16 protein-coding genes are annotated in these 12,368 nt (G+C 62.9%); 9 read left to right on the top strand and 7 right to left on the bottom strand.

The window, feature by feature from the left end:
* Positions 1-43: 43 nt before the first annotated feature.
* From ureG to ureE, 3 genes are read right to left on the bottom strand one after another with little or no spacing between them, the layout of a single operon-like run.
* On the bottom strand, positions 44-649 hold the full coding sequence (ureG, locus tag ACLM42_RS12445) for an urease accessory protein UreG (protein WP_415399292.1): 606 nt from the start codon (positions 647-649) through the stop codon (positions 44-46).
* Positions 650-694: 45 nt separating this feature from the next.
* Positions 695-1,369, bottom strand: coding sequence for an urease accessory protein UreF (locus tag ACLM42_RS12440; protein ID WP_415399291.1), 675 nt, complete (start codon positions 1,367-1,369; stop codon positions 695-697).
* Positions 1,362-1,862: an urease accessory protein UreE gene (ureE, locus tag ACLM42_RS12435; protein ID WP_415399290.1), complete on the bottom strand. Its 501-nt coding sequence runs from the start codon at positions 1,860-1,862 to the stop codon at positions 1,362-1,364. The genes ACLM42_RS12440 and ureE overlap by 8 nt, the downstream gene beginning before the upstream one ends.
* A 78-nt stretch (positions 1,863-1,940) precedes the next feature.
* Between ureE and ACLM42_RS12430 the strand changes: the two genes are divergently transcribed.
* The 4 genes from ACLM42_RS12430 to ureC all read left to right on the top strand — a co-directional run bounded on the left by ACLM42_RS12430 (position 1,941) and on the right by ureC (position 5,267).
* On the top strand, positions 1,941-2,852 hold the full coding sequence (locus tag ACLM42_RS12430; protein WP_415399289.1) for an urease accessory protein UreD: 912 nt from the start codon (positions 1,941-1,943) through the stop codon (positions 2,850-2,852).
* Positions 2,853-2,917: 65 nt separating this feature from the next.
* Positions 2,918-3,220: an urease subunit gamma gene (locus ACLM42_RS12425; protein ID WP_247909909.1), complete on the top strand. Its 303-nt coding sequence runs from the start codon at positions 2,918-2,920 to the stop codon at positions 3,218-3,220.
* Between the two features lie 6 nt (positions 3,221-3,226).
* Positions 3,227-3,544, top strand: coding sequence for an urease subunit beta (locus tag ACLM42_RS12420; protein ID WP_415399288.1), 318 nt, complete (start codon positions 3,227-3,229; stop codon positions 3,542-3,544).
* A 10-nt stretch (positions 3,545-3,554) separates the two neighbouring features.
* Positions 3,555-5,267: an urease subunit alpha gene (ureC, locus tag ACLM42_RS12415; protein ID WP_415399287.1), complete on the top strand. Its 1,713-nt coding sequence runs from the start codon at positions 3,555-3,557 to the stop codon at positions 5,265-5,267.
* An 11-nt stretch (positions 5,268-5,278) separates the two neighbouring features.
* On the opposite strand, the gene ACLM42_RS12410 is transcribed toward ureC, so the two are convergent.
* Positions 5,279-5,749 carry a hypothetical protein gene (locus ACLM42_RS12410; protein ID WP_247909906.1) on the bottom strand — a complete coding sequence of 157 codons (471 nt, stop codon included), beginning with the start codon at positions 5,747-5,749 and terminating at the stop codon, positions 5,279-5,281.
* A gap of 74 nt (positions 5,750-5,823) precedes the next feature.
* Here ACLM42_RS12410 and ACLM42_RS12405 point away from each other — a divergent pair, with 74 nt between their 5' ends.
* Positions 5,824-7,389, top strand: coding sequence for an APC family permease (locus tag ACLM42_RS12405; protein WP_415399286.1), 1,566 nt, complete (start codon positions 5,824-5,826; stop codon positions 7,387-7,389).
* Here the strand turns inward: ACLM42_RS12405 and ACLM42_RS12400 are convergent.
* Positions 7,382-7,732, bottom strand: coding sequence for a PilZ domain-containing protein (locus ACLM42_RS12400; RefSeq protein WP_415399285.1), 351 nt, complete (start codon positions 7,730-7,732; stop codon positions 7,382-7,384). The genes ACLM42_RS12405 and ACLM42_RS12400 overlap by 8 nt on opposite strands.
* Before the next feature lie 327 nt (positions 7,733-8,059).
* Between ACLM42_RS12400 and ACLM42_RS12395 the strand changes: the two genes are divergently transcribed.
* Entirely contained in the window at positions 8,060-8,263 is a 204-nt protein-coding gene (locus tag ACLM42_RS12395; protein ID WP_247909903.1) for a hypothetical protein, read from the top strand.
* 51 nt (positions 8,264-8,314) lie between these two features.
* Positions 8,315-8,686, top strand: coding sequence for a hypothetical protein (locus tag ACLM42_RS12390; RefSeq protein ID WP_247909902.1), 372 nt, complete (start codon positions 8,315-8,317; stop codon positions 8,684-8,686).
* Here ACLM42_RS12390 and cobA read toward each other — a convergent pair.
* Entirely contained in the window at positions 8,673-9,467 is a 795-nt protein-coding gene (gene cobA, locus ACLM42_RS12385) for a uroporphyrinogen-III C-methyltransferase (protein ID WP_247909901.1), read from the bottom strand. The two genes, ACLM42_RS12390 and cobA, sit on opposite strands and share 14 nt — an antisense overlap.
* Positions 9,464-10,057, bottom strand: coding sequence for a hypothetical protein (locus tag ACLM42_RS12380; RefSeq protein ID WP_415399284.1), 594 nt, complete (start codon positions 10,055-10,057; stop codon positions 9,464-9,466). The genes cobA and ACLM42_RS12380 overlap by 4 nt, the downstream gene beginning before the upstream one ends.
* A gap of 63 nt (positions 10,058-10,120) precedes the next feature.
* Between ACLM42_RS12380 and ACLM42_RS12375 the strand changes: the two genes are divergently transcribed.
* Positions 10,121-10,312 (top strand): hypothetical protein, encoded by a 192-nt coding sequence (locus tag ACLM42_RS12375; RefSeq protein ID WP_415399283.1) that lies wholly within the window; start codon positions 10,121-10,123, stop codon positions 10,310-10,312.
* Positions 10,313-10,524: 212 nt separating this feature from the next.
* On the top strand, positions 10,525-12,078 hold the full coding sequence (locus ACLM42_RS12370; RefSeq protein ID WP_415399282.1) for a ferredoxin--nitrite reductase: 1,554 nt from the start codon (positions 10,525-10,527) through the stop codon (positions 12,076-12,078).
* Positions 12,079-12,368 lie beyond the last annotated feature (290 nt).

Below are 12,368 nucleotides of genomic sequence, written 5' to 3'. Positions count from 1 at the left end.
AGAAGACAACTATTCCGCGGTAGCAATGGCAACCAATCAGCGACTACTTCGGTAGCTGTTGCAACAAGAAATCCTCGACCTGCTCCAGGCCCTCCCCGCTATGGAGGTTGGTGAAACACCAGCTGCGGCCCGGGCGCATCCGCTCGGTGTCGCGCTCCATGACCTCAAGGCTGGCTCCCACCATCGGGGCCAAATCGATCTTGTTGATCACCAGCAGGTCGGATCGGGTGATGCCAGGACCGCCCTTGCGTGGAATCTTGTCTCCGGCTGCCACATCAATGACATAGATGCAGAGATCCACCAGCTCAGGGCTGAAGCTCGCTGCCAAGTTGTCACCGCCGCTCTCGACCAACACCAGATCGAGATTCGGATAGGCATCCTCCAGATCCGCGACCGCAGCCCGGTTGATCGAGCAGTCCTCCCGAATGGCGGTGTGGGGACACCCTCCGGTTTCCACGCCGCGAATGCGCCCGGGCTCCAGCGCTCCAGCACGGGTCAGGAATTGGGCGTCCTCCTGGGTATAGATGTCGTTGGTCACAACCGCCAGCTCAAGGCGATCGCGCAGGCGCAGGCAGAGGGCCTCCACAAGGGCGGTCTTCCCAGAGCCCACCGGTCCCGCCACACCAACCCGCAAACGACTGGTCGTCATCGCCTCAGCCCCCTAGCACCATTGAAGTTGAGCATGGTGATCGGCTCAGCTGCGGAACAGGCGGGAGTAGAGCTCCGCGTGAAACAACTGGGCCATCCCCGCGCCCACCGCAGCATTCCACTGCTGCTTCGGGTCCTTCGCCGCCAGCTCCTGCCCCCGCTCGGCGAGGAGCGGAGCGAGCTTCAACTGCAACCGCTGGGCCTGGGTCGGGCCTAATGGCACCAAGCGAACCGCCGCACTGAGCTGGTTCGCAACCCAGGAGTAGAGGTAGGCCTCCTCTACCTCAGGGGAGTCCAACTCCAGGGCCGCGCAGGCCCAGGCATAGGCCGCCGGCCAGGCCAATGGCTCACCGGCGCAAGGCAAGGGCCAGCCCAGATCGGCCAGCAGCTGCAACAGCGAACGGCCCATCTGACGTTGCTGAGCCCGCAGCTCCGCCGATTCCCGCTGCACCAGCAACCAGCGATCAAGGCTGCGCAGCTCGTGTTCCGCCTCCGGCGCTCCATCCCTCCAGGCGCGCAGAAGAGCCATCAAGGGCGCGAGCGCGGCGGTCTCAATCGCCACCCCACCACGCAGCACCTCAGCGGTGAGCCAATCCTCCATCGACTGCTCCGAGGTGAGCTGACCGGCCTGAACCAGCACCTCCAGACCCTCGGAATAACTGAAGGCCCCCACCGGCAAAGCAGGACTGACCAGTTGATAGAGCCGAAGCCGACTAACCATGGGAGTGGGCATGGGGAACGCCCTCGTAGGCACCGGCCTCGGGCTGAAAGGGCGCATCGAGACACTCCACCTGCAGCTGCCGTTGACGTAGGAGCTCCGCCAGCACGCTGTCCTGCAACAGGACCAAGCGATCGGGGTGCAGCTCCATCGCCACATGGCGATTCCCCAGGTGATAGGCCGCCTGCAGCAGGGCCAAAGGCTCGGTGCTGCGCACCTGCATCACCGCCTCCGGCGCAGCCTCGACCTGCACCTGCCATTGGCCGTCGTTGCTCAACAAACGATCCCCGGGCTTGAGGGCCGCGCCCCGAGGAAGCTGCAGCACCAAATCCCGTCCGCAGCGGCTGCGGCGATGCCCCCGCAGGCTGGTGCGCTCATCCGCCGTGAGGGGCAACTGCAGAGCCGAGGCCTCGGACTCCAGCAGCACGCCCTGGGGGTAACGCTCCACCAAAACAATGGCTGAACCGTGCTCCACCTGATGCGATCCGAAGGCCATCACCCTGACGAGACATCGCACCCGACCTTTGTGCCGGTTGCTACCAAAGCGGGCGCGACGGGGCCGGAGTATGCGCCCATGGCTGAATCTCAATCCGCTTGGAGGGGTCGGCTGGACCTCCAGTTCGAGAGGCGGGGCTCAGCGGACAGCCAACGCACCATTCATCAAGGCCAGGCCAGCTCCCCGCTCAAATTGCAGCGGGCGCAATGGCAGAGCAGTGGCCATTGCGAGCTGCCGATCCTGCACACCGCCGGCGGACTCGTAGGCGGGGACGAACTGCAGATCACGGCCCAGCTCTCAGCCAAGAGCCAAGCCCTGCTCACCAGCGTCGCGGCCCAGAAGGTCTACGGAAGCGTGGGACGCTCCCGTCAACAACCGCAGGGGATCTGGTCTCGGCAAGCCCTGCAGTTCGACCTCAAGGGTGGCAGTCAACTGGAATGGCTCCCGCAGGAACTGGTGCTTTACGCCAATGGCCTCTTCGAGCAGACCTGCCGCGTCGAGTTGGAACCCGGTGCCAGCTTTCTGGGCGCGGAGATCGTGCGGCTGGGACGAACGGCAGCAGGCGAAGACCTCGAGCAGGGCTGTTGGCGCTCTGCCCTCGAGATCCACCGCAACGGAGCCAACGGCGGGCGCTGGGAATTGGTGGACCGCCTCGAGCTCAAGGATGCAGCGCTAACCGGTGAGCACGGCATGGCCGCTCAGCCGGTCTTCGGCTCCCTGGCCTGGGTTGCGGGGGAAGTGCTGAGCCCATCAGCGCTCGAGAACTTGCTCCAAAGCTGCCGTGAACAGCGAGCCGGCCTGGAGGGAACCATGGCCTGCGGCGCCCTCGAGCAGGGACTGGTGGCCCGCTACCGCGGCCCCTCCAGCCAGGCCGCCCGGTTCTGGTTTTGCCGGATTTGGGCCCTGATCCGCTCGGTCCAAGGACAAGCCACGCCAGAGCCGCCGCGGGTCTGGCCATTCCAGGAGAGCCCCCTTGGAACACGTGCCTGACTGTTCAGCCTGAACAGAGGACAGCCCATCCCGGAACCAGAGTCATGTCAGGCTTCTGCCCCGCCATGCACCTGACCCCTCAGGAGAAGGACAAGCTCCTGATCGTCACCGCGGCCCTCCTGGCCGAACGCCGGTTGAACCGCGGTCTCAAGCTCAACCATCCCGAAGCGGTGGCCTGGCTGAGTTTTCTTGTGCTCGAAGGAGCTCGGGACGGGAGAACCGTGGCTGAGCTGATGGCCGAGGGGACCACCTGGCTGAGCCGCGATCAGGTGATGGAGGGGATCCCTGAGCTGGTCCATGAAGTCCAGATTGAGGCGGTGTTTCCCGATGGCACCAAGCTCGTGACCCTGCACGACCCCATTCGCTGATCGGCCATGGCTGGATTGATTCCCGGGGAACTGATTCCTGAACCTGGCGAGATGGAACTCAACAGCGGCCGCCCCGTCACCACGGTGCTGGTGGCCAACACGGGGGATCGGCCCGTTCAGGTGGGTTCGCACTTCCACTTCTTTGAGGCCAACGCCGCCCTGCACTTCGACCGCGAGGCCACCCGGGGGCAACGGCTCGACATTCCTGCCGGCACAGCGATCCGCTTTGAACCCGGCGACAGCCGCGAAGTGCAACTGGTTCCTTTTACCGGAACGCGGCGCGTCTTTGGCTTCAACGGCCTGATCAACGGCCCCCTCGACTGACTGACACCCCATGCCCTACCGGATTTCCCGCCGTCAGTACGCCGAGACCTACGGCCCCACCACCGGCGATCGCCTGCGCCTGGCGGACACCGAACTCATCCTCGAGGTGGAGCGGGACCTGACCGTCTACGGCGATGAGGTGAAGTTCGGCGGCGGAAAGGTCATCCGCGACGGCATGGGCCAAGCCCAGACCACCCGCGCCGATGGAGCCGTCGACACCGTCATCACCAACGCCCTGATTCTTGATTGGTGGGGGATCGTCAAAGCGGACATCGGCATCCGCGATGGCCGCATCTGCGGCATCGGCAAGGCGGGCAACCCTGACACCCAGGCCGGGGTCGACATCGTCGTGGGCCCAGGCACCGAAGCGATTGCTGGGGAGGGCCACATCCTCACAGCGGGCTCGATCGACACCCACATTCACTTCATCTGCCCCCAGCAGATCGAAACGGCACTCGCCAGTGGGGTGACAACACTGCTCGGCGGCGGAACAGGACCGGCCACGGGAACCAACGCCACCACCTGCACTCCAGGGGCCTTTCATATCGGCCGGATGCTGCAAGCGGCCGAGGGTCTGCCGGTCAACCTGGGATTCTTCGGCAAAGGCAATGCCTCCACCCCCGAGGCGATTGAAGAGCAGGTCCACGCCGGCGCTTGCGGGCTCAAGCTTCACGAGGACTGGGGAACCACCCCAGCCGCCATCGACTGCTGTTTAAGCGTTGCCGATCGCTTGGATGTGCAGGTCTGCATCCACAGCGACACGCTCAACGAGGCGGGGTTTGTCGAAGACACGATCCGGGCCATCGGCGGACGCACGATCCACACCTTCCACACCGAGGGGGCTGGAGGCGGTCATGCCCCGGACATCATCAAGATCTGCGGCGAAGCCAACGTCCTGCCCAGCAGCACGAATCCGACAAGGCCCTACACCCGCAACACGCTCGAGGAACACCTCGACATGCTGATGGTGTGCCACCACCTCGATCCCAAGATCCCAGAGGATGTGGCCTTCGCCGAGTCACGCATCCGGCGGGAGACCATTGCCGCCGAAGACATCCTTCACGACCTTGGTGCCTTCTCGATCATCGCCAGCGACTCCCAGGCCATGGGCCGCGTGGGGGAGGTGATCACCCGCACCTTCCAGACCGCCCACAAGATGAAGGTGCAGCGGGGCGCGCTGCCAGAGGACAGCAGCCGCAACGACAACACCCGCCTCAAGCGCTACATCGCCAAAACCACGATCAATCCAGCGATCGCCCATGGCCTCGATCAACAGGTCGGTTCCGTTGAGGTGGGCAAGCTGGCGGATCTCGTGCTCTGGAAGCCGGGCTTCTTTGGGGTGAAACCGGAGCTGGTCATCAAGGGTGGCTCGATCGTCTGGGCGCAGATGGGCGACGCCAACGCCTCAATCCCCACGCCCGGCCCCGTGCACGGCCGGCCCATGTTCGCGGCCTTCGGGAAAGCGCTGGCCCCCAGTTGCCTGACCTTCGTGAGCCAAGCAGCTCTCGATGCCGATCTACCGCGGAAACTGGGACTGGAGCGCGCCTGTGTCCCGGTCCTGAATACGCGCAGTGGCATCAGCAAGGCGGCGATGAAAAACAACACCGCCCTACCGAAGGTGGAGGTCGACCCCCAGACCTATGAGGTGTTTGCCAACGGCAAATTGCTCAGCTGCGAACCCGCCGAGGTGCTGCCGATGGCGCAGCGCTACTTCCTGCTCTGAGCAAAGAAGAGTTAGTTACAGCCCTGCACGGAGATTCGATAGGTGAAGCCCGTGGCCGCCTGATCACGACTGGCCCCAATCTTGAAGTTCACCTGGTTCACCGTTTTGCCAGGAACGGCCTGAATGTCCCACTGACGCCCGGACCCCAGATTGGGGGCATAGGACTCGTTCACCACCTGGAGATTCGAGCCATCGGTGAACTTCAGAAAAGCCTGGATTGGATAGGTGGCACTGACTGAGGAGTTGGCGGTGAAGAACAGCTTGTAGCGGCGGTAGGGCTGATTCACGAAGAAGTCGGTGTTCCAGTTCGGACGACTGAAGGGCAAGGGGCTGCCGAGGCTGATGGTCTTGGTGACGACGTTGCTCTGGCCATTGCCTCCCACAGGGGTAAGGAACTGACAGGAAGCCAGAGCTGGGGCAGACGCCATCAGGGCACCACCACTGATCAAGGCGGTGAGCCCGGCACGCAAGAAAGCCGACATCAAAAGACAACGGTCGCTGGTTTCGCTTTAGCCAGAGCCAACCAGGATGGGAAGCGAAATACTGAGTCAGGGCGATGAGCGGCCTCACACGCAGCCTCGGCCTGCGCAGCTTGACCCTGGCTGTGGTCAGCGGAACCATCGGCTCGGGCTGGCTCTTTGCTCCCTTCTATGCCGCCCGCAGTGCCGGGGCCGCCAGCTTGATCGCTTGGGTCCTCGGCGGGGTTCTGGCCTTTGGCTTGGCCATGGTGTTTGCCGAACTGGGAGCCCTTGTCCCTAGTTCAGGCGCCCTGGCGCAAATCCCGATGCTCAGCCATGGCCGCCTCGCTGGCTTCATCGGCGGCTGGTGCGCCTGGATCGCCTACCTGGCCCTGCCCACCATTGAGGTGCTGGCCATGATCCAGTACCTGGCCAGCGACCTTCCGTGGCTCACCCTCGATGGCGGCCAAGGCCAGGTGCTCAGTCCCTTGGGGATGGGCTGCGCCGCCGTGCTCTTGGTGTTGATGACCTGGGTCAACCTGTGTGGGGTGCAAACCCTGGCTCGCTGGATCGACACGCTGACCGGCTGGAAGTTGGTGGTCCCCCTACTGATCTCCGCCGCCCTGATGCTGAGTGCCGCCGACTGGAGCAATTTGCTGGTGAGTGTCGGGCCTCCCAACCAGGGGGAGAGCTGGCTGCCTGGAGTCGTTCAGGCCATCAGCGGCGGCGGCATCCTCTTCAGCCTGCTCGGCTTTCGCACTGCCATGGATTTGGCGGGGGAGGCGAGAGATCCCCAACGCACCGTCCCGCTGGCGATGGGCCTGGGCCTGGGCCTCTCCATTGCCATCTATCTGTTGCTGCAACTGGCGTTCTTGGTGGCCGTCCCCCACGGCAGCCTGAACGGGGGCTGGGGGGCTCTGCAACTCAGCGCCCACGGTGGACCACTCGTCGCGATCGCCATGGGACTCGGGCTGAGCTGGGTGGTGGGTTTACTGCTGAGTGACGCGGTGATCTCCCCAGGAGCCACCGCCATGACCTACTTGGGACTGTCAGGCCGGGTCGCCTGGATGATGGGCAACCTTGGCCTATTGCCCAAGCGACTGGAGCATCTAAACCGGCAAGCCGTTCCCAGCACGGCTCTGATCCTGAGCCTGGTGATTGGAATCGTGATGCTGCTGCTTGGACCCAGCTGGCAGCAGGTCGTGAGCTTTCTCACCGCCTGCTTGGTGATTGCCCTCGCCGTTGGCCCCGTCAGCCTGCTGGCCCTGCGCCATCAGCTGCCGACGGCCCAGCGCGCTTTTGCTCTGCCTTGGGCCGCGGTCATCTGCCCACTCACCTTCATGATCTCCAGCTGCGCCGTCCTGTGGTGCGGACGCAGCGCGGTTGAAGGAGCGATGGCCCTGGTCCTCATTCCAGCCCTGATCTTTGCCGGGATCAACCGCTGGCGCGGCCAACGGGTCGATGGAGCCCATGGCAGGTGGTGGTTTGGCTACTTGCTCGGATTGCTGCTGCTCGCCGAGGTGAGCGGTCCTGATCGCCTAGTCCCGGGAGGCGAACTGACCCAGATCATCCTCGCCAGCGCGTTCTCGCTAGCCATGTTCCCTATCGCTGTGGGAGCCCGGCTGCAGCAGGCCTCCAGCGAAGCCAAAGTGCAGATCAACTAATCGAGGGCCAAGACGCCAAGGGCTGCGTGAACTCCAGGCCCAGCAGCCCCAAATCGTCCAAATGCGCAGCGACTTGCGACCAACGGACGACGGCCTCGAGCTGCGATCGACCGAGACTCGCTAGGCCTGAACAATCGAGGCTGAGCTCAGCACCAGTCTCGAAAGGCTGGATGGCCTGGACCAACACAGCCGCGCCGCAAGAGCTGAGATCCAAGAGATCAGCCGGCTGCCAAGGCCGATGATCCAGACCAGGTGCGGCGGTGAACCTGCGCAGGGGAAGGGTGACTGCAAGCACCGCAGGGAAGCGCTTTTCTCGTCGGTGCTCAGCCAGTGGCTCTGACACGGAACCCAGCCCTCTGCCTGATTCTTCAAACGCAAGCTATTCAGCGCGAGAGGCAATACCTCAGCCAGAAACAACCCGAGGGATGACGAGTTCCTGACACTTAACGCAATCGGGGATCAGTGGCGATCCATCGCAGCGTGCTCCGCCCTAAGCATATGGACCTACAAAAACCAAGAATTCAGCCACAATCAGGGTCGATCCCGAAGAAAAAATGAAGGGCCCTTCCAATTGTGTTCTGAAGGCTCAAGTTTGATTGCGTGGGGAAACGAACACAGAGTCCGAGCCCATTCGCAGGCCTTAGAAATCAATCAATCAGCAGTCGGATTCATGGGCAACCATCTGCATCTCGTCGGACTCACCGGTGACGGCTGCCGCATCGCCCGTGATGGGGGCGGTGGCTACGTCGTGAACCACAACGACAGCGACGGAAGCTGGGAGCGCGTGGCCAACCTGCCCGCGGCCTATGCCGTCTGCGAACGCTTCAGCCAGCGGGATGCGCTCGGACTACCGAATTGGCGCGCTGAGGCTTAAGCCAATTCGCGCGGATCTGAGTAGCGTTAGTCCCATCATTGGAAGGTTGCAATGACAGCCCCCTCCAGCAGCTGCACCAACCGCCCGGGCCGGGCCATGGTGAGCAGTGACAGCTTTACCGCTCGCAAAGAACAAGCCCTGGTGATCCTTCTGTCCCAGCAGTTGGCGGATGCACAAATCGGACGGGCGGATGCCCACGCCAGCCAATCCCTCTGGGATGAGGTGGCTGAACTGGACATTGATCCCGATCGGATCATCCATCTGCTCTATGGCGGAGAAGAGGTCAGCGATCGAGCAGCGCTTAAAGATCGCGACGACAGCTGGCTGAGCGCCCAGCAAATGAGTCCTGAGCGGGGCTGGTCCCTGCAGCGGCTGCACCTGAGACGACCCCGGCGCCCGCAGATCGCACTCAACCCTGTTTGAGGGGAATCGGCATCTCCACCATCGCCGGCTCGGGGGCACAGCTCTCGACCCGTTGATTCACTACATCGCCAATCACGACGATCGAAGGTGAGGCCAACTCAGCCTCCTGAACGGCTGCGGCTAGACCGCCCAAGGTGGAAACCACCGCCTTCTGACCGCGAACCGTGCCTTGCTGCACCGCCGCCGCAGGGGTGGACGCCTCCAAGCCACCAGCGATCAACTCTTCACAGATATGGGGCAGGTTGTGCAGTCCCATGTAGATCACCAGACCGTCACTGCTGCGGGCCAAACCGCGCCAATCGACACCGGGTCGTCGCTTGTCGATTTCCTCATGCCCCGTCACGAAGGTGACGGAACTACCCGCCCGGCGATGGGTCACGGGAATCCCCACGTAGGCCGGTGCGGCAATGCCAGCGGTCACTCCGGGCACGACCTCCACCGCCACACCATGGCGCTCCAGATGGGCCGCTTCCTCACCACCGCGACCAAACAGAAAGGGATCGCCACCCTTTAAGCGCACGACACAGCGATGGCGCTTGGCCATCTCAACGAGCACCGCGTTGGTGCTGGGCTGGGGCACGGAGTGATGCCCCCGGCGCTTACCCACAAAGTGCTGCTCAGCGCCCTCCGGCACCAAGGCCAGCACCTCGCGAGGCACCAAGGAGTCGTAGACGAGCGCATCGCACTGGCTCAGCAAGCGATGGGCCTTGACCGTCAATAGGTCGGGATCACCAGGACCCGCGCCCACCAAATACACCTTGCCGGCAATGTCAGCGGTCATGGCAGGTCAAGGAGGAGGTTGAGCAAAAACTGACGGGTGGCGGAGCGCTCCAGCAACGCCAGACAGGCGGAGTCTTCGGTGCGCAGATGGGCCGTCATCCGATTGGGAGCGAGGGCCAGGGGCAATGCCGCCGCATCGCCTTCACCACTGCGATCTGCACTTAAGCAGGGCACCCCCAGGTACTGGCTCAAGGCCAAGAGATAACGGTCCGCCACCCCTTGCCGCAGCGGATGATGCAGGACCGCGGGTGCCGCCAAGCTGCGCAGGTGCTCCAACCAGGGCCCCCACGCACCCAGGAAAGGGAGTGCTTGGACACGATGCCCTTGGTCCCGCAAGCGCTGACGAATGGCCGGGACGTCCGAGCGTACGTGACTGCCCGGAGTCAGCAGAAGAGGAACCAAGACCAGCGGCAGACCTGGGGGCAGCTCCAGGGGCTCCGCGGTCAGGGCCTGCATCCAAACGGGAGCTTGGCGACCCCGGGCCAAATCTCCGACGAGATCCAGCAGAACCTGAGGGATCTGACCACCAGCGTGGCCATGAACCACCAAGAGCAGGGGGGCGCGCTCTACACCAGGGGGCTTCGGTAGCAACGGCCACCGCCAGCACCCCGGCCCTGCTGATGGAGTCGCTGCCACCGGATCCATAGGTTCACGATGCCATCCACTCGCCCCCTGCCCAGCTCCCGCCGACGGCCTGCCTACGAACGTCCCCGCTACCGGCAGATGCAGCCCGTCCCGCACTGGAGGCGTGAGCTGGACGCTGACCTCGCTGCCATGGGCAAGGTCTGGCAAATGATTCGCACGGGTGCGACGCGAATGCTGGGCGAAATCGGACGCCAATACTGAGCAGCCAGGGGCGAAAAAGCGACACCATCAACCCGGAAGACGGGGCCCCATTAGGTAGCCGTTGACACCCTTTTTCTCACTGGCCAGGAACAACGTCGATCCGTAGCAACGGCGACACAGCAGGGCACAGGGAGAGTGATTTTATTCAGCTCACTAGTCGTTCATTTCTTTGGAAACGGCTCAGTTGCTGACTTCATCTGAACCTTTTTCCCATGGTGGCAACGCCAACACTGTCCAACACACTGCCCAGCTGGCTCGAAGGCAAAAAGCTCAACAAGATTGAGCAGAACAAGGCAGCCAAAGATGGCCTGCTTGTTGGTAGTGAGATTGAAAAATTCGCCCAACTGGGTTGGGAAAACGTTGACGAGACCGACCTTCAGTTGCGCCTGAAGTGGTACGGCATGTTCTGGAGGCCCAAGACACCGGGGCTCTTCATGATGCGACTGCGGGTCCCCAATGGGGTGATCTCCGCAGAGCAGCTGCGGGTCGTGGGCAATGTCGTTGCCCGCTACGGCAGCAACGGAAGCGCCGACATCACGACGCGCCAGAACATTCAGATGCGCGGCATCCTCCTGGAGGACCTGCCCGAGATCCTGGACCAACTCAAAGCGGTCGGCCTGACCACGATTCAGTCGGCCTTCGACAACCCTCGGAACGTCACCGGAAATCCGATTGCCGGCATCGACCCCCTGGAAATTCTCGACACCCGGCCTTACACCCAGGAGCTTGAGAACTTCCTCACCAGCAACCACCAGGGCAACCCCGAGTTCTCCAACCTGCCGCGGAAGTGGAACACGGCTGTCGCCGGCGCCCGCGACAACTTCCTGCTCCACAACGACATCGCCTTCCACCCCGTTGAGAACAACGGTGAGATGGGCTTCGGCGTCTGGATTGGCGGCATCCTCTCCTCCCAGATGAATGCCTATGCCATCCCCTTGAATGCCTGGGTCAAGCCGGATCAGATCTGCGCGATCACCGAGGCCGTCATCAAGATCTGGCGCGACAACGGTGAACGGGACAAGCGCCCCAAGGGCCGCTTCCGGCTGTACCTCGACGAGGTGGGGCTGGAGACATTCCGGGCCATGGTTGAAGAGCGCTTCGGACCCCTCACCCCCGATCCGGGCTCAGTCTTTGATGCCGAACCCCGCTCCCACTACGGCATCCACCCTCAGAAACAAGAGGACCTGCACTACGCCGGCGTCCATATCCCCGTCGGCCGCCTGCGCGCCGAAGACTTCCAGGACATCGCCGCACTTGCCGAGCGCCATGGCGATGGTTCAGTCCGGCTCACGGAAGATCAGAACGTCATCTTCACTGGAATCGCCAGCACCCAGATCCAGGCCTTTGAGGCCGAGCCGCTGCTGCAGCGCTTCAGCCTCCACCCCAGCCACATCGCCGCTGGAACCGTGAGCTGCACAGGCAACACCTACTGCAGCTTTGCCCTCACCAACACCAAAGATCAGGCCCTCGCAGCCGCTGAGGCCCTCGATCGCGAATTGGTTCTGCCGGAGGAGCTGAAGATCCACTGGACAGGCTGCCCGAACACCTGCGGCCAGGCCTACATGGGAGCCATCGGCCTCACCGGGACCAAAACCAAACAACCCGACGGCGGCATGGGCGAGGGCTACAACCTCACCATTGGCGGTTCACAAGGTGCCAATCCACAGGTCGGTGAAATGCACCGCAAAGGAATACCGGCAAGTCAAATCCAAGCGGTCCTTAAAGAAGTTCTAATTGAACAGTTTGGCGCCAAGCCTCGGACTTAGAACACCGCAGTCGTCAATACAAATTAGTCGCAGTTTTTGAGATCAGGTGCTCCTTTCTTCTGAAGCCTGTCCTCAATTGGATGACATCTTGATCCTCAACATGACTTCAACAACAACCCCAAACAAACGCGATCTTTTTTCTCGCTTTGTCAATTGGATCAGCAGTAGTGGCAACGACAAAGCTCCGGTCAATCGGCCCAACGGCAGTCAAGACATCGTTTCTCGCTTGATGAACCGCATCAGCGGTTAAGTCCACCACCCATCCACCTTCTCTATAGCGGCACATGAGC

Source organism: Synechococcus sp. W4D4, assembly GCF_047716805.1.
GTDB lineage: Bacteria > Cyanobacteriota > Cyanobacteriia > PCC-6307 > Cyanobiaceae > Vulcanococcus.
This window is presented reverse-complemented; position numbering and strand designations above follow the sequence as displayed.